This window comes from Novilysobacter viscosus, assembly GCF_046600715.1.
Lineage (GTDB): Bacteria > Pseudomonadota > Gammaproteobacteria > Xanthomonadales > Xanthomonadaceae > Lysobacter_C > Lysobacter_C viscosus.
Genome location: NZ_JBJMAV010000009.1, coordinates 20,852 through 40,342, shown reverse-complemented (window position 1 = coordinate 40,342; position 19,491 = coordinate 20,852). Strand labels below are relative to the sequence as shown.

The following is a 19,491-nucleotide window of genomic DNA, read 5'->3' as shown; positions in this document are numbered from 1 at the left end:
CCTTCGCAACGTTTCCATCAGCAGTTCTCCCCGCGGGCAACCAACCACAGATGCGCGTCCTCCAGCGTGGCGGCAACGGGCGCGGCGTCGGCTGAGGGCGCGCGTTCGGCCACCAGGCGCAGGCGCACGCCGTCGGCGCGGCGCTGCGAACCCGTGGTGACATGGCGTGCGCGGACGGCGGCGACTTCGTCAGCGGGCACCGTCCATTCCCACACGTGGCCGGCCGCACCCTCGATCAATGCCTCGGGCGTGCCGGCGAACAGCAGCCGGCCCTTGGCCATGATCGCGAGCGAACCCGCGCTGGCTTCGATGTCGGAGACGATGTGCGTGGACAGGATCACCAGCCGGTCGACGGCGAGATCGCTCAGCAAATGGCGGAAGCGCAGTCGCTCTTCCGGGTCCAGGCCAACAGTAGGCTCGTCGACGATGAGCAACTTCGGGTCGTTCAGCAGCGCTTGCGCAATGCCCACCCGCTGGCGCATGCCGCCCGAAAACTCGCCGAGGCGGCGGTCGGCGGCGTCGGACAGGCCGACCTGCGCAAGGCATTGCTCGACACGCGCGGCGGCAGCATTCGCCGAAATGCCTTTCACCGCACTGAGATAGCTCAGGAACTCGCGCGCACTCAGCATCGGATAGACGCCGAAATCCTGCGGCAGGTAGCCCAGGGTGCGGCGTAGTGGATTCGGGCGGCTCGCGGTGTCCTCGCCATTCCATTGCACGCGGCCCTGGGAGGGCTTCGCCAGAGTGGCGAGGATGCGCATCAAGGTGGACTTGCCGGCGCCGTTGGGGCCCAGCAGGCCGACGATGCCGCGTTCGAGTCGAAGCGAGACCCCGGAAAGTGCGTCGTGCCCGCCCTTGTAGCGAAATCCGACGTTGTCCAGTTCCAGCGTGCAGGTGCCCATGAGAGGTGTCCGGTCCGTCGGCCCGTGCCAACTGTAGCGGTATGGTAGCTACCTACCACACCGAACCACATGTGTCTTTTGGCACGGACGGCGAGGAGCCCGCCGGAACACCCGATAGGGTGAGGCCCCGGTCCGGCCGGGAACTGATCAATCAGCCGCCTGCACCCGAAGCAGCGGGCTGCTGAGCCCACCCCACAGCAGGTGGAGATTGGTGCGGACGCTTCCCGCCTGCTGCTCGGCGAACGCGAGCAGTTCGTCGAGGGCGGCGCGATCAAGGTATTTGCCGCTGAAAAACAGGCCGGCGATTCGGCGCGTATGCCGTACGTCATCGAGCGGATTGGCGTCGAGCAGCAGCAAGTCGGCGGCCTTGCCTGTTTCGATCGATCCGAAGTCATCGTCCAGGCGGGCGAACACCGCCGCATCGAGCGTTGCACTCCTGATGGCGTCCGCCGGCGTCAGACCCGCACGGACGAACTCCACCAGCTCGTCGTGGATGCCAAAACCCGGGAATACGTAGGTGTCCCCGGCATCGGTGCCGGCCAGGATCTTCACCCCTGCAGCGTGCGCTTGCCCGACGTGGCCCACGGCCATTCGGTACAGGGTGGTGTACTGCTCCCGACCGTCGGCATCCATCGGCTGCACCGCCATGCGGTCGGCATCCGGCGTCCACAGCAGCCTGGTGAACAGCACCGGGACGTACTTCAGGCGGGGATCGGTCCGGAACGCCTCGTCGCCGGCACGTGCGCCCATCCCGAGCACCTGCAAGGTGGGGGTCCACCAGGTCTGGCTGCGCGCCATCACCGCCATCAGGTCCGCGCATTGCCTGCTGTCGTGCTCGTTGACCATCCGCCAGCGAAGCGCGGTGTCGTACGCCGCCGCGGGATCGGGCAGTGCGCGGAATGCGGCGGCGCCGGGAAAGCATTCCTCGTAGAACATGCGGGGATGCTCGACGCTGCGATGCCCTGCGGCCAGCATGTCCTGCAGTGGAACGCGCAGCGGGCGGTGCCCGGCGAGACCCAGCCCCTGCCGCCGCGCCTCGACCGCGAGCGCCTGGTAGTTGGCCGGCGTGAGTTCGGAATACGTCTTCAGGAAATCCGCGCCCGCGTGCCGGTAGAAGGTCACCAGCTGGCGAACCTCCGCAGCATTTCGCGCCTTGAAGAACGCCGGGTAGCCTTCGGGCACCTCGGCGCCGCCGTTGATCTTGAAGCCGGTCTGCAGGACGTACCGGGGGGCGAGGCTTTCGCCACGCTCCAGCGCCCGGTTCCACGCCTGGCGATCCTCGATGCAGGCAAGGAAGCTGTCGGGCTCGGACATGCATCCGGACATGTCGCGGACTCCGGTGACGCCGTTCGCAATGAACAGTGGATGCGTGTACTGGGGCGATATCTTCAACGCGTGCGTGTGCATGTCCCACAGGCCGGGCATCAGGTACTTGCCACTGCCGTCGATCGTCGTCAGCGATCCGTCCGGTTGGGCAGTTCCCGTCGGCCGGACGGCCTCGATGCGTCCATCCCGCAGGACGACATCCTGCCCGTGGCGGACCGCGCCCCGACCGACATCGACTACGGCAACATTCCGCACGAGGAAGTCGCCGGAGACACCTACGCCTGGCGTCATTGGCAACGGCGCCATCAAGAGGGCGGCCGTGACCAGCAGCAGCAGGCCCATTCCGGCGGCGCTGGCGAGGAGCAGTTTCCTGAGCATTGGGTCAATCCGGGGATGCGCGAAGAGGGGGTAAGGCAGGACACACGCTCGCAAGGACCCGGTGGTCATCCCACCGGGTAGCGGCCACCTGGCGGATGCTGCACGACACTTGTAAACCGTAGATCAGGCCATGGGCTGATATTCGGCCTACCTCGCCTCGCTAGCGTTGGCTTATCGACACAGGCGAGGAACCGGCACATGGGCACGTGTATGCAGCGGCTACTGGGTGGGACGGTGGTGTTACTCGCGTTGCTGGGGGGCGCGGGCGCGGCCTACCTACGCAGCCTGGACCTGGCCAGCCAACCGCTGGCCGACCCCGGCACCGTGCCCGGCCAGCTGGCGATGCTCCAGGGCGAGCGGCAGCAGTTCCGGGGGCGCATCCTCGCGGTGGTCACCAGCACCGCGAAGTCGGGCGAAGTGGCAGCCGGACTGGAGCTCACGGAGCTGTCCCGCGCGTACTACACGTTCATTGCCAACGGCTTCGAGGTCGAGATCGCCAGCCCCATGGGCGGACGCCCGCCGGTCCGGATGGACGACGAGCTGATCGACGTCGACTACGCCTTCCTCAACGATGCCGACGCCCAGGAGCGCCTCTCGAACACGCTCGCGCTCGCCCAGGTCGACCCTTCGCGGTACTCAGCGGTGTATTTCGTGGGCGGCAAGGGCCCGATGTTCGACTTCGCGGGCAATCCCGACGTACGGCGCGTTGCCGCGTCGATCCACGATGCCGGCGGCGTGGTCGGCGCGGTCTGCCACGGGCCCGCCGCGCTGATCGACGTGACCCTCGCCAGCGGGCAGAAGCTGCTGGCAGGCAGACGGGTGACGGGCTTCACCAACGAGGAGGAGCTGTTCCTGATCAGGAACGCGAGGGAGGTCTTTCCGTTCCTGCTCGAGGACGTGCTCACCGCCCAGGCGGGCGTATTCAGCAAGGGGCCGAAGTACCTGGACCACACCGTGGTCGATGGCCGGCTGGTCACCGGCCAGAATCCCTGGTCGACATGGTCCGTCGCCGAGGGGATGATCCGTGCGCTGGGCTTCGAGCCCGTGGCGAGGGAATCCACCCGGGAGGAACGGGCCGTCGCCGTCCTCGCGGCGTTCCACCGCGATGGTGCAACCGCTGCGGCCGCGGTGCGTGACGGCATGGGAAGCGTCGACAAGCGGCTGGTCCTCATGCACGCGTTGCTCGCAACCATGGAAGGCCGCCTCGGCGAGGCCTACCGTCTGCAACAGCTCGCCCATTGAGAATCGCGCATGCCCCTGAGCCCCGCTGCCGTCCGTGTGCTGCTGGTCGAAGACGACCTGGACGTCGCGGCAGGTCTGGGTGCCTACCTCGAGCAGCATGGTGTGGTGGTGGACTTCGCGTACACCGCGCGCGAGGCGCGCCGGCTCGCGCTCGACGCGACGTTCGACGTCGTGGTGCTCGACGTGCAGCTGCCGGACGGCGATGGCGTCGCCCTGTGCCGGGCGCTGAAGGACCAGGGGCTGCGGTCTCCCGTGCTCTTCCTCACCGCCCGCGGCGCGCTGGACGACAAGCTCCGCGGCTTCGAGGCCGGGGGCGTCGACTACATGGTCAAACCGTTCGCTCCGGCCGAACTCCTGGCGCGGATCAGGGCACTGGCGCACCACATTCCCGCATCTGGCGGCATGCTGGTCCGGGCCGGTGACTTCAGCCTCGATGCCAACGCCGCGCTGCTGACGGGACCTGGCGGCCGACTGGTGCTCCATGCCACGGCGGTGCTGATCCTTCGCCGGCTCATGGACGCGAGCCCGGGGAGCGTTACGCGCGACGAGTTGAACGCACTGCTGTGGGGCGACTCACCGCCCGCGAGCGATCCGCTGCGGATGCACATCTACGAACTGCGGCAGGCGTTGGGCAGGGCCTTCGGCGCGCCGCTGGTCGAGACCGTGCGCGGCGTCGGGTACCGTTTCGGAGCAGCCGATGCGGGCACGTAGCCTGAAGGCACTGCTGGTGCGGCGCTGGCTGGGCTTTGCGGCCTGCGTGGCGCTGCTGTTCGCCTCCTTGGGCCTGCTCCTGCTGTTCCTGCTTGAAGACAGCTTCATCGATCGCCAGCTCGAGGCCGCTGCGCGCTCCGTGTCATCGGCCACGCCGGGCGTCACGCGGCTACCCGCCGGGTTCTCCGTCTATCGGCTGGCGGAGGTGCCGCTCGACATCCACGCCCGGCTGCCGTTCGTCGAGGCAGGCGAGCCCTTCGAGATGCGACGCGCCGATCGCCGCTATGTTCACCTGCTGCTGGTTGACACGCCGCACCGGGGACGGCTGGTGGTGGTCTACGACGTGACCGACCAGCTCACCGTGACCCCACAACTGGGCACGGGCCTGCTGTTGGTGCTGGGGCTCACGGCGTTGACCCTGCTCGCCGCGGCGGCGCTTGCGCAGGCGTTCGTGGGGCGCGTCACCCGCCAGGCGGCGCAGGTGATAGACGACGTGAGGAAGACGCCGGATCCCGCACGGCTTCGCGAGCTCGCGCAGGCCCAGCCGATCCTCGAGTTCAGGCGCCTGCTCGAAATGCACGCTGACGTCTGGAAGGCGCAGCTGGTGGCCGTCGAGCACGAACGCCAGGCACTCGCCTATCTGGGGCACGAACTGCGCACCCCGCTGCAGTCGGCGCGGACGAGCCTGGCCTTGCTCCAGGACAGTCCCCGGGACCGCTTGGCACAGGCACGTCTGTCGCGGGCCATCGCGCGGCTTGGCCGGGCCGCCCACGCCGTGCTCTGGCTGGCGACGGATCGCGAGCCCGGTCCAGCGGCCGTCCAGCCCGTTCTCCCGCTGGTGCGTGCCCTGGTCGATGAACTGGGTCCCATGGCAGCCAGCGTCGCCGTGCGAATCAGCGTCGACCTGCGCGCGGACCTCGTGTTTCGCGGCCCGGTGGAGGTCGCCGAAGTCATTCTGGCCAACCTGCTGCTCAACGCCATCCAGCACGGAACGGGCGCGGTGCACATCGGCGGCGTCGAAAACGGGGTCGTGATCACCAACACGGTGGTTACGGGCGCCGATGCGCCCGGGTTCGGGTTCGGACGTGGCATCGTCGATCGCTTGGCATCAAGGGTGGGCTGGCATGTCGAGCTGCTTCCGGAACCGGGGCGCATGTGCATCCACATCGGATTCTCCTGACGATGCAGGGCTGTCCCGGAGGGCGACCCGTCCCGGATTGAGGCCCCGCCCCGTTTCCGTTTTTCCGGTTCTGCTAGATTCGCCAGCCGCGGCGCGCGATGCGCCGATTCACCATCCGGCCACAGGATCCCCTCCATGACCCGACCGCGGATTCCGTCCACGTCGCCCCGTGCACGCGCGCTGCGCGTGTTGCCGTCCTCGCTGCTGGCTGCCGTGCTGGCCGCGCCGTTCGCGCCGGCCGTGGCGCAGGTAAGCATCGTCAACCCGGGCGCGCCCGGCGAGGCGTCCCGCGAGCTTTCGGCCGACGAAGCGGTGAGGATCGCCGCGTCGCGTTACTCGGCGGCCGACGTGCGGTTCATGCAGGACATGATTCCGCACCACCACCAGGCGCTGGAACTTGCAGCGCTGGTGGGCGAGCGGACCAATTCCCCGGAGCTGGTCGACGCGGCCGGCCGCATCGAGGCCTCGCAGCGCGACGAGATTGCCTTCATGCAGCAGTGGCTGGCGGCGCGCGGCGAAACCGTGCCGGACCCGCGGGCGCATGCGGCCATGCACACCGCGCACAAGATGGCCGGCATGGTGTCGGCGGCGGAGATGGCAGCGCTGGCCCGGGCCGAAGGGCCCGACTTCGACCGCCAGTTCCTGCAGCTGATGATCGGCCACCACGCCGGTGCACTGAAGATGGTCGAGGAACTGCTGGAGCAGTCCGGCTCTGCCTACGATCCGACGCTGCTGGAATTCGTCAACGACGTCAGCAACGACCAGGCTTCGGAAATCGAGCGCATGACCGCGCTGCTGGCCACCGTCAGCACCGATCCTCGCACCGGCCTGGCGGCCGGTTTCCGCGACGCCGGCGAGGCCATTTCCAACCTCAGGCTGGTTGCCACGCTGCCCAAGCCGGCGGGCTTCTTCGACCCGGAGAATCCGGCCGGCCTGCCGCTGGAGCCGGTGGACGACGACGAAGAAGCGGACAAGGGCAAGGACAAGGAGAAGGACGAGGAAGCGCTGGCCAGGAAGCAGCGCGAGCAGGCATTCAAGCGCTTCAAGGGCGAATCCACCGGCAAGGGGCGCAGCGGACTGTTGAGCTTTGCCAACACCGACATGGCGTTTTCCGGCGACGTGCTGGTGGTCGGCAACTACCACGGCTTCAATGCCTACCGCCTGGGCGCCGACGGCGTGCCGGCGCTGGTCAGCTCGGTGGTGTGCCCCGGCGGCCAGGGCGACGTGTCCATCGTCGGCGACCTGCTGCTGATGTCGGCGCAGGAAAACCGCGGCCGGCTGGACTGCGGCCTGCAGGGCGTCATCGAAGACGTATCGGCACAGCGCTTCCGCGGACTGCGCGTGTTCGACATCAGCGACCTGGCCCGGCCCCGACAGGTCGGCGCGGTGCAGACCTGCCGCGGCTCGCATACCCACTCGGTGGTGTCCAGCGACGACGAGCGCATCGTCGTCTACAACTCCGGCACCAGCACGGTCCGCGAGCAGGAGGAACTGGCGTCCTGCGTCGACGAACTGGCCGGCGACCAGCGCACGGCACTGTTCCGCATCGACGTGATCGAGATCCCGCTGGCCGACCCGTCGAAAGCCCGCATCGTCGACAGCCCGGCGGTGTTCGCCGACGACGAGACCGGAACGCTGGCCGGCCTGTGGCGCGGCGGCGACCACGGCGACATGACCCAGGAAACCAACGAGACCGACCACTGCCACGACATCACCGTGTTCCCGGAGAACAACATCGCGGCCGGCGCCTGCTCTGGCAACGGCATCCTGTTCGACATCACCGATCCGATGAAGCCCACGCGCATTGACGCGGTCATCGACCCGGGCTTCGCCTACTGGCATTCGGCGACCTTCAACAATGACGGGACCAAGGTGCTCTTCACCGACGAGTGGGGCGGCGGTGGGCGGCCGCGTTGCCGGGCATCGGACCCGCTCAACTACGGTGCGGACGCCATCTACGACATCGTCGACGGCAAGCTGGTGTTCCGCAGCTACTTCAAGCTGCCGGCGCCGCAGACCGTCACCGAGAACTGCGTGGCGCACAACGGGTCGGTGGTGCCGGTGCCGGGCCGCGACGTGTTCATCCAGGCCTGGTACCAGGGCGGGCTGTCGGTGATCGACTTCACCGACTCGGCCAACCCGTTCGAAATCGCGTACTTCGACCGCGGCCCGGTCAGCAGCGATAAGCTGGTCACCGGCGGCTTCTGGTCGGCGTACTACTACGACGGGCGCATCTACGGCTCGGAGATCGCCCGCGGGCTGGACGTGCTCGCGCTGGAACCCAGCGAGTTCATCACCGCCAACGAGATCGCCGCTGCCGCCCTGGCCGTGGACGACGCGGTATTCAACCCGCAGCAGCAGTTCGCGATCACCTGGCCGTCCGAGCCAATGGTGGGCGCGGCCTACGTCGACCAGCTCGAGCGCAGTGGCGCGCTGGATGCCGCCCTGGCCTCGCAACTGCGCGCTGCCCTGGACGCCGCCATGTCCGCGCTCGATACACCACCCGTGGCCGTGGACCGGGCTGCACTGGCACGCCGGCTCGAGTCACTGTCCGCGGCGGTCACCACCGCCACGGCCGCGGGTGGTGGACGCACCGCCGAGCGCAAGTCGGCGCTGTCGGCGTTGCTGGCGGATCTGGCCGCGCGGCTGGGGTAGCCCCGAGCCACGTCGTCGTCACCGGCGACCGCTCCCGGTGGCGGACTATTTGGAACAGGTCGAGGCGTCCTGCAACCACGGATCGCCCCCGCCAAGGCTGTGAACTAGCGCCTATTGGCCTTGGATGTGGCCGGTGCAATCGGTGACGGTGAACGGGGTGCGGGCATTCTTGGCGCGGTACATCCCGCCGTCCGCGGCGCGCATCAGGGTCTCGGCGCAATAGTCCGGCCCGGTCTGGAAGGCGATGCCGATGCTGGGAAGGCACTGCAGGACCGCGTCGTCCCACACCGTGCCCGCGCGGGCGGCCGCGGTGATCCTGGCGGCCACGACCTCGACCTCGCCCCGCACGTCGTGGAACCCCTCCAGCATGACCGCGAACTCGTCCCCGGCCAGGCGCGCGACGAAATCGCTGAAACGCACGCAGTCTCGCAATTGACCGGCGAACGTCCGCAGCACCCGGTCGCCGGCGGCGTGCCCGTGCTGGTCGTTGATGGCCTTGAACCCGTTGAGGTCCAGGTACATCACCGCCAGCGGCACGCGGGCGCGCCGTGCCCGGGCGATCCCCCGCTCCAGTTCCTCCAGCCACGCCGCGCGGTTCGGAAGCGAGGTGAGTTCGTCGCGCATCGCCCTGCGTTCCATCTCGACCGCGAGCGCGGCGCTGCGGTCGGCTTCGGCCTGGCGGGCGATGACACCGCCGATGAACTGCGCGAACAGGGAGAGCGCGTACTCGTCGATCCTGTCGAATGCGTCCGGCCGGGCCGAGACCGCCTTGAGCACGCCGATCGCGTCCACCCCCCGGAAAAGCGGGACCACCAGCATCGAACGCGCCGAGATCTTCCGGCACGCCCCGGCATCCACCCGCGGGTCGGTATCGGTATCGCGCGAGTACATGATCCGCTTGTGCGCCACGCACTGGCCCGACAGGCTGGTCGCTGCGTCCAGTCGCAGGCCCAGGTAATCGGCAACCGTTCCCGCGACAGCGCGGTACTCAAGCTGCGTGCCGTCGACCAGTTCCAGCACCGAGCCCTGCGACCGCGTCAGGTGCATGACCTGCTGCACGGACGCGCGCATCAGCTCGGGTGTCGTCGCTGCCGAGGAACTCACGGCGCCCAGCGCAGTGACTATTTCCAGCAACCGATCCCGTTCAACGGTAATCGCCGCAAGGCTTCCTCTGTCGTTGGAATCTGCCGTCATTCTTCCCACCGGCGAGTGCTGCACGATCCTAGCGCACCCGCCGCGACGCATCGCCGCCATCGAGCGTTCACGGGAAGACGAAGTTCATAATTGCCCGGCAGGCATTACGGTCGACGCCGCGGCATGGCGATCGCTGTCCAACCCGGGCGGAGCGTTGTCGCGGAGGGCATCCGTCGAGCCAGCCTCCCCGCGCCGCATGGCTCACCGCTGCAGCCGGCCGCGGCCCGGGCAGTGCCGTCGAGTTCCCCCGGACCCGACGCATGACGGCCTGGTCACATCCGCCCCGCTCGCTCGTTACTGGGGCAACACAGACACAAGGCCGACGATGAACGAGACCGCTACTACGATGAACCCGGTCGGGCATGCCGACTTCCTTGCCGCCCAGCGCGGCGATCGCAACGCGTTTGCGCGGCTGGTGCTGGCGACGCAGAAGACCGTGGCGTCCGTTGCCCTGGCGGTGACGCGCGACGTGCAACTGAGCGAGGACATCGCACAGGACACCTTCGTGAAGGCGTGGCAGCGGATCGGCTCGATGCAGGACCCCGAGAGCCTGCTGCCGTGGCTGCGGCAGGTCACGCGCAACGGGGCGATCGACCACGTGCGACGACGTCGCCACCAGGAGGTTGCGCTGGACGTGGACGACCCCCGCATGGTCGGTGCCACCGCGTGCGGCCCGGAACCCGACACCTGGATGGACCACAGGCAGCGCTCGGAACAGCTGGCGCGCGCGCTGGACGCCGTACCCGACGACAGCCGCGAAGTGCTGCTGCTGTTCTATCGCGAAGGCCAGAGCAGCCGCCACGTCGCCGCCCTGCTGGGCCTGAGTGACGGCGCGGTGCGAAAGCGCCTGCAACGTGCGCGCGATGCGTTGCAGTCGGAACTGCTGGCGCAGGTCGGCGAGGTTGCCCGCCACAGTGCCCCCGGGCTGGCGTTTGCCGCGCTGGTGGTCGGTTCGCTCGGGCCACGGGAGGCCGCCGCCACGACGGCCACGGCCGCGGGCGGGAAATGGGCGCTGGGTGCGCTCGGAAGCGTGCTGGCGGCCCTGGCGCTGGTGCTGGGCGCGGTAATGATCGACGTCCGGCTGGCCATGCGCCGCGCCCGCACGTCCGCCGAACGCAGCGCGTTGCTGCGCCACGGCCTGCTGTACGCGGCCGTCATGGCGAGCTTCGTCGGCATGCTGTTCTGGTCCAGCCACGCTGACTGGTCACAGGCACGGCTGCTGGCGGTATCGGGCCTCTATTCGCTGGTGATCATCGCGCTGGGCGTGGGCCGGGCCCGCATCCATCGCCGCCACCGTCGCGATCGCTGAGCGCCCTGCTTCGCTGCATGTCCGGCGCGCCCGCTGCGGCGCGTCCGGTCCAATCCCACTGGAGAACGATCCGATGCTTGCACTGCTGATGGGCGTCAAGTCCATGTCCTGCCATGAGGTCCAGGCCCTGCCGCCGGAACAACGCGCGTGCGTGTTCGACGTCAACGATGGATCGCGCTGGTCGCTCGCGCGTGTCCCGGGCGCGCGGAACCTTGATCCGAGCGGATTCACCCGCGATGAGCTGCCCGCCGATACCGACGCGCTGCTGGTCTTCTACTGCTCCAATCCGATGTGCCGCAAGGCCCCGACGGCGGCGCGACGGGCGAAGGCCATGGGCTATTCGAACGTCAGGATCATGGCTGCGGGAATCCAGGGCTGGAGGGCGGCGAACCTGCCGGTGGAGCCGTGAGGGGAACCGGGCAGGCGATGCGCTGCTCCGGGAGTCCACTTCTTGCAGGGAATCAGGGTGGAGTTCCGGGTTGGCTGCCGTAGCACCTGACGCCGGTTCCCGGTGCCAGCGGGCACCCGCGATCGGGGCGTAATCGAAATCACTGGCTTCAGCGCTCACCCGTCTCCAGTTCCCCGACCGCATTCCGGAGCTTCGCCACCACCGGCCCCAACCCCAGCAACGACCTGTCGAAACCGGCCCACTCGCGCGCCGCACGCGCTGCGGCTTCCAGCGCCGCCGCCGACCGCGACAGCTCCCCCGCCCCGACCGAGAGTGCGGCACCCTTGATCCGGTGCGCCTGGCGGGCGATGCCGTGCAGGTCCTGGGCGGCGACGGCCTTGTCGAGTTCGAGCAGGTCGTCGGCGAGGCTTTGCATGAAGTCCTCCAGCACCGCGCGCATGGCCTCGGGATCGTTGCCCAGCAGCGATTGCAACACGCCCGGCTCGAGCGCCGCCGGTGCCGGTGCGCCGTCGGTTGCGGTGGCGCCTGCGGGGGCGACGACGGTGGGCGGATCGACCGCAGCCACCAGCGGGGCGGTGTGCGGCAGCCAGCGGGCCAGCGTGGACGCCAGCGCCGCGACCCCTGCCGGCTTGGCCAGGTAGTCGTCGATGCCGGCGGCCAGGCAGCGTTCGGATTCGCCCTTGAGTGCCGAAGCGGTCAGCGCGACCACCGGGGTGCGGGGCAGCCCGCGTTCTGCCTCGGCCTGGCGGATCCGCCGGGTCATTTCGTAGCCGTCCATGCCGGGCATGTGGATGTCGGTGAGCAGCAACGCGTAGCGGCCGCTGGCCCACCTGGCCAGGCCCTGCCCGCCATCGGTCGCGCTTTCGCTGGCGTAGCCGGCCAGCGCCAGTTGCCGCGCGATCACCAGCCGGTTGGTGGGGTGGTCGTCGACCAGCAGCACCAGCGACCGGCCGGCTTCGGCATCGGCCACGCTGGGCATGGGACGGGCGGCGAACGCCGCGGCGCCGCCCGCCTGCGCGGGGTCCGCGCCGTCCTCGGCCAAGGCTGCGCGCGGCAGGTCCAGCCGCAGCTGGAAGGTCGAGCCGTTGGCGTCCGATGACAGCAGCGCGACGCTGCCTCCCATCAGCTCGGCCAGCCGCCGGCAGATCGCCAGCCCCAGACCGCTTCCCCCGTGGCGGCGCGTGGTGTGGCCGTCGCCCTGCACGAACGGCTGGAACAGGCGCTCGCGCTGCGCCGGCGCGATGCCCACGCCGGTGTCGACCACGCGCAGGTCGATGCCATCACTGTCGGGGCTGTCGCCATCGACCCGCCCTAGGGTCACGAGAACGCCGCCGTGGGCGGTGAACTTGATCGCGTTGGTGAGGAAGTTGCTGAGGATCTGCCGGAAGCGCAGCGGATCCACCCGGTACGCCGGCGCCATGCCCGGGTCCAGCTCGCACGACAGGGTCAGCCCCTTGCTCGATGCCGCGCCGGCGAAACTCGACACGGTGGTATCGACCAGCCCGGCCAGGTCGGTGGCCGCCGGGTGCAGGTCGATGCGGTCGGCCTCGATCCTGGAGAAGTCGAGGATGTCGCCGAGCACGCCCAGCAGCGCCTGGGTGGAGGACTGCATGATCTCCAGCGCGTGGCGCTGTTCGGCGTCGAGCCGGGTGTGGCCGAGGATTTCGACCATGCCGGTGATGCCGATCATCGGCGTTCGTATTTCGTGGCTCATCGCAGCCAGGAACGAGCTCTTGGCCCGGTTGGCGTCCTCGGCACGCAACTGGCTGTCGCGCAGGTCCTGCTCGAGCCGCTTCTGGTAGCTCATGTCGTTGGCGATGGCGATCAGCCCGGCCGGGTTGCCGTCGGCGTCCTCGGCGTGGGCCAGCGACATCACCACCGGCACGCGGCTGCCGTCCTTGTGCAGCATGTCGACCTGCTGCGGGGGGCGGTTGAGGGTGGCCAGCAGGTACAGCGTGCGCCAGTCGGCCTCCACCCGATGGCCGACCATGCCTTCGATCTGCGCCAGCGTGCGGCGCGTCTGCTCCGGATCGATGAGCAGCGGCGCGCTGTCGGGCTCGCTTGCACGCCCCGGCGCGCGCACCACGCGGCCCAGCACTTCATCGGCGCGCCAGCCCAGCAACTGCTCGGCGAAGCGGTTGAAGATGATCCAGCGGCCTTCGCCGTCCAGCACCATCACCGCGGCCTGCGCCACGTCCAGCAGTGACTGCTGGAACGCCTGGCGCTGTTCCAGCTCGACCGTTCGCTGCCGGGCCGCGACCTCGAACCCGCGCCGCAGCGCGACTTCCGATTGCAGCCGGCGGTTGGACCGCCACAGCCACCCCAGGACCAGGGCCACCACCAGCAGCGCCAGCAGGCTGCGCGGCAGGTAAGGCCGCAGCGCCTGCCACAGCGGCGGCGAACGCTGCAGCCAGCGCTGTTCCAGCTGGCGGCGCTCGGGTTCGGTCACCGCCGCCAAGCCCTTGCCCAGCACCGCGTGCAACATCGGCTGGTCGCCGGTGACGGCCATCAGGTAGCCGGTCGCCGGAAGCTCCAGCGTTTCGTGCACCGTCACGTTGGCGAAGCCCCTGCGCGCTGCGAGGTAGTTGATCAGGCCGATGTTGTCGACGTAGGCATCGGCGTTGCCCAGCGAGACCAGCCGCATGCCCGCCTCGGCCGAGTCCACCTCCACGTACAGCGCATCGGGGTAGCGCGCGCGCAGCGGCGCGTTGACCGCGAACCCGCGCGCGATCGCGATGACCTTGCCGCGGGTGCGCGCCCCGTTGGGCGGGGAGGGGTCGGTTGCGCGCACCGCCCAGGCCAGCCCGTGCTCCAGGTACGGCGGCTCGACGAACTGCAGGTAGCGCTCGCGCTCCGGGGTGCGCCACAGGTTGGTCAGCACGTCCACCTGCCCGCGCTGCGCGCGCTGCTGGATGTCCAGCCACGAGCGGCCGCGGTCGAAGCGGTAGCGCAGCCCGGTCTTCTTGGCAGCCAGCGCAAACAGCTCGTTGCTGTAACCGGCGGCCGCGCCGTCGGCATCCTTGTCGGTGAACGAAAACGGCGGGTAGTCCGACTGCACCGCGACCACGACCTCCGGCGCGGTGCGCAGCCAGTCGCGCTCGGCCGGGGTCAGCCCGACCGCGGCATGCGCGGGCAGCCACAGGGCCCACAGCAGCGCGACGCCCCACGCCAGCGCCGCGATCGATGCCGCCCTCAGCAGCCCGGCTGGCGCCATCGGGTGACCACGTCGGTGAGGTCCGCCCCGGGCACCGCGTGCGAGATCAGGAACCCCTGCGCGGTGTCGCAGCCCAGCTCGGACAGCATCTGCCACTCCTCGACGGTTTCCACGCCCTCGGCCACCACCGACAGTCCCATCTTGCGGGCCAGTTCGATGCTGGCTTCGATTACCGCCCGCTTGCGCGGCTGCTCATGCGCGCGCAGCACGAAACCGCGGTCGATCTTGAGTTCGGTGAACGGGATCTCCGACAGTTGGGTCAGCGAGGAGTAACCGGTGCCGAAGTCGTCGATCGACAAACCGAACCCCTTCAGCCGCAGCCGCGCCAGCACGCCCAGGCTGCTGTGGGCCATCAGCGAGCTCTCGGTGATCTCGAGCATGACCTCGGCAGGCTCGACCCCGTGCTGGCGAACCAGCGCCTGCAGGTGGTCGACGATGCCGGGGTCGGCGAACGACAAGGAGGACATGTTGACCGAGACCCGGAGGCGCAGGCCATGGGCTTCCCATTGCTTCTTCCAGCGGCAGGCCTGTTCCAGCATGCCGTCGGTCAGCGCGTTGGCCAGGCCGTCGCGCTCCAGCATGGGGACGAACCGGGCCGGCCCGACCATGGCGCCGTCCCCGCGCGGCCAGCGCGCGAGCACCTCGACCGAGACCACGCGGCCGTTGGCGAACTCGACCTGCGGCTGGAACCACGCCTGGATGCCACCCCCGGCCAGCGCGGCGTGCAGGTCGTCGGCGTCCACCGCCACGGGCGGACACTCCGGCTCACCCTGCAGGCACTCCTCGTAGGAGGCCAGCATGTCCTCCAGCCGGGCGGCGGTAAGCGGCTTCTGGATGCTGCCCAGGATGTGCAGGCCATAGCCGCGGGCCACCGTCTGCACGGTGTTGATCAGCGCCGGGTCCAGCGCGCTGACCACGGCCACGCCGCGCGACAGCTTGCGCTGGGCGACGTGGCTGATGAATTCGATCCCGTCCATCCCCGGCATGTCCAGGTCGACCAGGATGATGTCGGGCACGACCTCCAGGCGCTCCAGCAGGTCCAGCGCGGCGGCGCCGTCGGCGGCCTCGTGGACGTGCACGACCCCCAGGCCGTTCAGCAACCGGATCGCCAGCCGCCGCTGGAAGCCATGGTCTTCTAGGACGAGGACGTGCAAAGCAGACAGGCTCACCTTCATTTCCCCAATGAAAGTCGCGCTCCGGACGGCAACCATACTCCAGTTCAGGTGCGCGCAAACGGCGCTGCGGGAGGTCCAGTGCAACGCCCCGAGCGCGCGCTACCGGCCGACTCCGGCACCGCGGGCGTCAGCCGGTGGGGGGGCTGCGCCGATTCGCTCGGAAACCCTGAACCCTTTGGTCACGGCAATGGGTATACGCTCCAACTCCGCCCCGTTGCGGGGTAACCGGAATTCCGATGCAGAGCGGCACGCGGGAGTTCCAGACGAAGTTCCTGCACTGCCTGGACGACGGTGCCAGTGCGGGACAGGTCGCCGAGGTGGCCATTTCGATCTGGCGCGAGATCGACGCTGCCCTGGCCCCGATCATCGGCCAGGCCGGCGTAGCCGCGCTGTTGCGTCGCAGCCAGTACCTGGTGCGAGGCGACCATCCCTGGCTGGCCAGCTTCCAGAACGACATGCCTGCGGTGGCGGCGTTCGAATCGCTGCGGGCCGCGCTGGCGGCGCAGTCCGCCGACGAGTGCACCCGGGGCAACGGCGCCCTGCTGCAGGTTTTCCACGACCTTCTTGCCAGCCTGATCGGCGCGTCGCTCTGCGAGCGGCTGCTGCGGTCGGTCTGCCCCCCCCCATCCAGCGGCCAGGCCGCGCAGGACCCTTCCCGATGAGCAGCGCCAAAGCAACGATCAACCGCCTGCAAACCGGCGTGCCCGGGCTGGACGAGGTGCTCGGCGGCGGGCTGCCCGAGTTCTCGTTCAACGTGTTGGCCGGCCCCCCGGGCTGCGGCAAGACCACGCTGTCGCACCAGATCATGTTCGCGCTGGCCACCCCCGAGCGCCCGGCGCTGTACTTCACCGTGCTCGGCGAGCCGCCCCTGAAGATGCTGCGCTACCAGCAGCAGTTCGATTTCTTCGACAGCGAGAAGGTCAACCGCTCGATCCGCTTCGTCAACCTCGCCGACGACGCGGTCACCGGCGACCTGGACCGGGTGCTGGCGCGCATCGTCACCGAGGTCGAGGCGCATGGGCCGTCGCTGGTGTTCGTGGACTCGTTCCGGTCGGTGGTGCTGGCCAGCCGGGAGGACAGCCGCGGGTTCATCTCGCTGCAGCAGTTCGTGCAGCAGCTGGGCATGCTGATGACCAGCTGGCAGGCGACCACGTTCCTGATCGGCGAGTACTTCAACGACACCGACCCCAACCCGGTTTTCACCGTCGCCGACGGGCTCATCTGGCTGCGCCAGAGCGTCGAGCGCAACTCGATGGTGCGCAAGATCGAGATCATGAAGATGCGCGGCCAGCCCACGCTGCCCGGGCTGCACACCTTCCGCATCAACCAGTCGGGCGTGACCGTGTTCGCGCCGCCGCGCCCCGGCGGCACCATGGACGATGCCTCGCCGATCAGCGGAAAGGCGCTCACGCGCCTGAAGATGGGCGTACCGGGGCTGGACGCGATGATGTGCGGCGGGCTGCCGCGCGGGTATTCGCTGCTGGTGGCCGGCCCATCGGGGTCGGGCAAGAGCATCCTGGCCGCGGCGTTCCTGGAGGAAGGCGCGCGTGCCGGCGAGACCGGCATCATCGCCGCGTTCGAGCAGCGCCCCAACCGCACGCGGGGCGCGGCGCTGGTGGATCTGATCGACCGGGGACGGATCATCGTGGTCGACACGCACGCGCTGGACCTGTCGGTGGACGAAATCGCCATGCTGCTGATGGACGAGGTCGCGCGCACGGGCGCCACCCGGGTGGTGCTGGATTCGCTGTCGGGCTTCGAGCTGAAGCTGGCGCCGACATTCCGCGAGGACTTCCGCGAATCGCTGTCGCGTCTGGTCGCGGCCCTGGCCAGCACCGGCGTCACCGTGCTGATGACCTCCGAGCTGGAAGACCGCTACGACGACCTGCGCTTCAGCCCCTACGGCACCGCGTTCCTCACCGACGCGATCATCGTGCAGCGTTACATCGAGGTGGAAAGCCGGCTGGAGCGCGTGCTGGCGGTGGTGAAGATGCGCGGCAGCGCGCACTCCAACGAGCTGCGGCTGTACCACATCGACGCCGACGGCCTGCAGATCGACGGCATGCTGGAAGGCTATGAAGGCCTGCTGGGCGGACGGCCCACCCTGCGTTGCCGGGACGACCGCCCTGACGATGCGGCCGACGATGGCTGAGACCCCGTGCCGCCGGACACACCGTTGAAGGACGACGCCGCCCACGCCCCGGACCGGGGCACTACGCGCGAGCTGGCACGACTCCGCCAGGTCGCCGACGTCATGCGTGCGCAACTGCTGAAGTTGCAGCACGAGCTGGTCCAGGCCCATCGCGACACCGAGGGCGACCACGCCGCACGGCTGCTGGAAGCCAATACGCAGCTGGTGCAGGCGGCCCTGCTGGCGCAGACCGAAGCGGCCGCCGCGCTGGAAGACCTGGTGGTGCTATCACACTCCAGCCAGACCGACCCCCTCACCGGACTGCCCAACCGGGCGGTGCTGCTGGACCGCCTGCGCAGCGCCATCGCGCTGGCCCACCGGCACAAAACCTCGCTGGCGGTGCTGTTCTTCGATGTCGACGGCCTCAAGTACGTCAACGACACGCGCGGCCACCAGGCGGGCGACGAGACACTGCAGGCGGTCGCCCGGCAGCTGCGATCGTTGGTGCGCGACTGCGACACGGTGTGCCGCTATGGCGGTGACGAGTTCGTGGTGCTGCTGTTGGAAACGACCGATGCCGGCGACGCGGTCGTGGTGGTCGAAAAGATCATGGCGGCCCTGGCGGCCACCCTGCCCGGCAGCCACGCGCTGTCGGCCAGCGCCGGGGTCTCGCTGTACCCGCAGCACGGCGAGGATGCGGCCGCGCTGATCCAGCATGCGGATGCGGCCATGTACGTGGCCAAGCGCAAGGGACCGGGTCTGTACGAAGTGCACGGCCAGGGGGGCGACGCTTTCCCGGCCGCGCCCCCGGTGACGGAAGCCTCCCCGCGGCAACGCGAAAGCGCACTGCGCTCCAGCCAGCGCGACCTGCGCGAGGCCAACGAGCAGCTGGTGGTCGCCGCGCTCCAGGCGCAGACCCACGAGGCCGACGCGCGCGAAGACCACCGTCGGCAGATCCAGTACATGGCGATGGTCGCGCACGAGTTGCGCAACCCGCTGGCCCCCATCCGCAGCGCCGCCAGCCTGCTGGGCGCGGGCGGCGCGAACACCGGGCCATCGCTGCCGCGGCTGCGCGCGATCATCGAACGCCAGGTGGTGCAGATGTCGCGCCTGATCGAGGACCTGCTGGAGGGCTCGCGGGTCAGCTCGGGCAAGTTGCGGATGGAATGCTCGGACGTCGACCTGGCCGACATCCTGGAGCTGGCCGTGCTGACCTGCAGGCCCGGTATCCAGGCCCGGGACCAGAGCGTCACCCTGGAGATGGGCCCCAGCCGGATGCCGCTGCACGGCGACCCGGTGCGGCTGGTACAGGTGTTCTGCAACCTGCTGGACAACGCCTCCAAGTACACCCAGTCGGGGGGGCGGATCGCCGTGGTGGCCAGCAGCGCCGAGGGCGGGTTCGCGGTCAGCGTGCGCGACAACGGCGTGGGGATCTCGCCGCTGGCGATCACCCGGATCTTCGACCTGTTCGCGCAGGACGACCAGGCCGTCGCACTCGACAGCCGCGGCCTGGGCATCGGCCTGGCCGTGGTGCGCGACCTCATCGACAGCCACGGTGGCAGTGTCACCGCGAGCAGCGAAGGCAAGGGCTTGGGCAGCGAATTCGTGGTGACGTTGCCGACACGGCCGTAGGGCCCGGCGTCTTTTCCGGGTGAGGCGCCGCGG

General features: G+C 69.4%; 14 protein-coding genes. 9 read left to right on the top strand and 5 right to left on the bottom strand.

Translation table 11 applies throughout. The features are described 5' to 3' along the window. Window positions 1–17: 17 nt before the first annotated feature. Together ACJQWL_RS12230 and ACJQWL_RS12225 are read right to left on the bottom strand one after the other, a co-directional pair. Complete coding sequence (locus tag ACJQWL_RS12230) at window positions 18–902, bottom strand: ABC transporter ATP-binding protein (protein WP_330968941.1); 885 nt, start codon at window positions 900–902, stop codon at window positions 18–20. Window positions 903–1,049: 147 nt separating this feature from the next. Continuing rightward, window positions 1,050–2,606, bottom strand: a complete 1,557-nt coding sequence (locus ACJQWL_RS12225) for an amidohydrolase family protein (protein WP_330968942.1) — start codon at window positions 2,604–2,606, stop codon at window positions 1,050–1,052. Window positions 2,607–2,804: 198 nt separating this feature from the next. On the opposite strand from ACJQWL_RS12225, the gene ACJQWL_RS12220 reads away from it, so the two are divergent. From ACJQWL_RS12220 to ACJQWL_RS12205, 4 genes are all read left to right on the top strand, one after another. Next, the gene (locus ACJQWL_RS12220) at window positions 2,805–3,848 is read left to right on the top strand and encodes a type 1 glutamine amidotransferase domain-containing protein (RefSeq protein WP_330968943.1); all 1,044 of its coding nucleotides are present in this window, start codon (window positions 2,805–2,807) and stop codon (window positions 3,846–3,848) included. A gap of 9 nt (window positions 3,849–3,857) precedes the next feature. Further along, the gene (locus ACJQWL_RS12215) at window positions 3,858–4,559 is read left to right on the top strand and encodes a response regulator transcription factor (RefSeq protein ID WP_330968944.1); all 702 of its coding nucleotides are present in this window, start codon (window positions 3,858–3,860) and stop codon (window positions 4,557–4,559) included. A 16-nt stretch (window positions 4,560–4,575) separates the two neighbouring features. Further along, window positions 4,576–5,739 carry a sensor histidine kinase gene (locus ACJQWL_RS12210; RefSeq protein WP_330968945.1) on the top strand — a complete coding sequence of 388 codons (1,164 nt, stop codon included), beginning with the start codon at window positions 4,576–4,578 and terminating at the stop codon, window positions 5,737–5,739. Window positions 5,740–5,874: 135 nt separating this feature from the next. Then, complete coding sequence (locus ACJQWL_RS12205) at window positions 5,875–8,394, top strand: DUF305 domain-containing protein (protein WP_330968946.1); 2,520 nt, start codon at window positions 5,875–5,877, stop codon at window positions 8,392–8,394. A gap of 111 nt (window positions 8,395–8,505) precedes the next feature. On the opposite strand, the gene ACJQWL_RS12200 is transcribed toward ACJQWL_RS12205, so the two are convergent. Beyond that, window positions 8,506–9,588: a diguanylate cyclase domain-containing protein gene (locus ACJQWL_RS12200; protein WP_411300928.1), complete on the bottom strand. Its 1,083-nt coding sequence runs from the start codon at window positions 9,586–9,588 to the stop codon at window positions 8,506–8,508. A 325-nt stretch (window positions 9,589–9,913) separates the two neighbouring features. Between ACJQWL_RS12200 and ACJQWL_RS12195 the strand changes: the two genes are divergently transcribed. Both ACJQWL_RS12195 and ACJQWL_RS12190 read left to right on the top strand, forming a co-directional pair. Continuing rightward, window positions 9,914–10,897 (top strand): RNA polymerase sigma factor, encoded by a 984-nt coding sequence (locus tag ACJQWL_RS12195; protein WP_330968948.1) that lies wholly within the window; start codon window positions 9,914–9,916, stop codon window positions 10,895–10,897. A 73-nt stretch (window positions 10,898–10,970) separates the two neighbouring features. Then, complete coding sequence (locus tag ACJQWL_RS12190; RefSeq protein ID WP_330968949.1) at window positions 10,971–11,306, top strand: rhodanese-like domain-containing protein; 336 nt, start codon at window positions 10,971–10,973, stop codon at window positions 11,304–11,306. Window positions 11,307–11,454: 148 nt separating this feature from the next. Here ACJQWL_RS12190 and ACJQWL_RS12185 read toward each other — a convergent pair whose 3' ends face one another. Then, window positions 11,455–14,520 (bottom strand): ATP-binding protein, encoded by a 3,066-nt coding sequence (locus ACJQWL_RS12185; protein ID WP_411300927.1) that lies wholly within the window; start codon window positions 14,518–14,520, stop codon window positions 11,455–11,457. After that, window positions 14,499–15,689, bottom strand: a complete 1,191-nt coding sequence (locus ACJQWL_RS12180) for an EAL domain-containing response regulator (protein ID WP_330968951.1) — start codon at window positions 15,687–15,689, stop codon at window positions 14,499–14,501. The genes ACJQWL_RS12185 and ACJQWL_RS12180 overlap by 22 nt, the downstream gene beginning before the upstream one ends. Window positions 15,690–15,931: 242 nt before the next feature. Between ACJQWL_RS12180 and ACJQWL_RS12175 the strand changes: the two genes are divergently transcribed. From ACJQWL_RS12175 to ACJQWL_RS12165, 3 genes are read left to right on the top strand one after another with little or no spacing between them, the layout of a single operon-like run. Next, a complete protein-coding gene (locus tag ACJQWL_RS12175; protein ID WP_330968952.1) occupies window positions 15,932–16,357 on the top strand; it encodes a hypothetical protein in 426 nt (141 codons plus the stop codon). After that, window positions 16,354–17,847, top strand: coding sequence for an ATPase domain-containing protein (locus ACJQWL_RS12170; RefSeq protein WP_330968953.1), 1,494 nt, complete (start codon window positions 16,354–16,356; stop codon window positions 17,845–17,847). Before ACJQWL_RS12175 ends, ACJQWL_RS12170 begins: the two co-directional genes overlap by 4 nt. Before the next feature lie 24 nt (window positions 17,848–17,871). Next, window positions 17,872–19,458 (top strand): diguanylate cyclase domain-containing protein, encoded by a 1,587-nt coding sequence (locus ACJQWL_RS12165; RefSeq protein ID WP_330968954.1) that lies wholly within the window; start codon window positions 17,872–17,874, stop codon window positions 19,456–19,458. The last annotated feature ends 33 nt before the right edge of the window (window positions 19,459–19,491 follow it).

Coding starts and splice junctions, on each gene's coding strand:
- ACJQWL_RS12230 (WP_330968941.1), bottom strand. CDS start 902: ATGGGCACCTGCACGCTGGAACTGGACAACGTCGGATTTCGCTACAAG.
- ACJQWL_RS12225 (WP_330968942.1), bottom strand. CDS start 2,606: ATGCTCAGGAAACTGCTCCTCGCCAGCGCCGCCGGAATGGGCCTGCTG.
- ACJQWL_RS12220 (WP_330968943.1), top strand. CDS start 2,805: ATGGGCACGTGTATGCAGCGGCTACTGGGTGGGACGGTGGTGTTACTC.
- ACJQWL_RS12215 (WP_330968944.1), top strand. CDS start 3,858: ATGCCCCTGAGCCCCGCTGCCGTCCGTGTGCTGCTGGTCGAAGACGAC.
- ACJQWL_RS12205 (WP_330968946.1), top strand. CDS start 5,875: ATGACCCGACCGCGGATTCCGTCCACGTCGCCCCGTGCACGCGCGCTG.
- ACJQWL_RS12200 (WP_411300928.1), bottom strand. CDS start 9,588: ATGACGGCAGATTCCAACGACAGAGGAAGCCTTGCGGCGATTACCGTT.
- ACJQWL_RS12195 (WP_330968948.1), top strand. CDS start 9,914: ATGAACGAGACCGCTACTACGATGAACCCGGTCGGGCATGCCGACTTC.
- ACJQWL_RS12190 (WP_330968949.1), top strand. CDS start 10,971: ATGCTTGCACTGCTGATGGGCGTCAAGTCCATGTCCTGCCATGAGGTC.
- ACJQWL_RS12185 (WP_411300927.1), bottom strand. CDS start 14,520: ATGGCGCCAGCCGGGCTGCTGAGGGCGGCATCGATCGCGGCGCTGGCG.
- ACJQWL_RS12175 (WP_330968952.1), top strand. CDS start 15,932: ATGCAGAGCGGCACGCGGGAGTTCCAGACGAAGTTCCTGCACTGCCTG.
- ACJQWL_RS12170 (WP_330968953.1), top strand. CDS start 16,354: ATGAGCAGCGCCAAAGCAACGATCAACCGCCTGCAAACCGGCGTGCCC.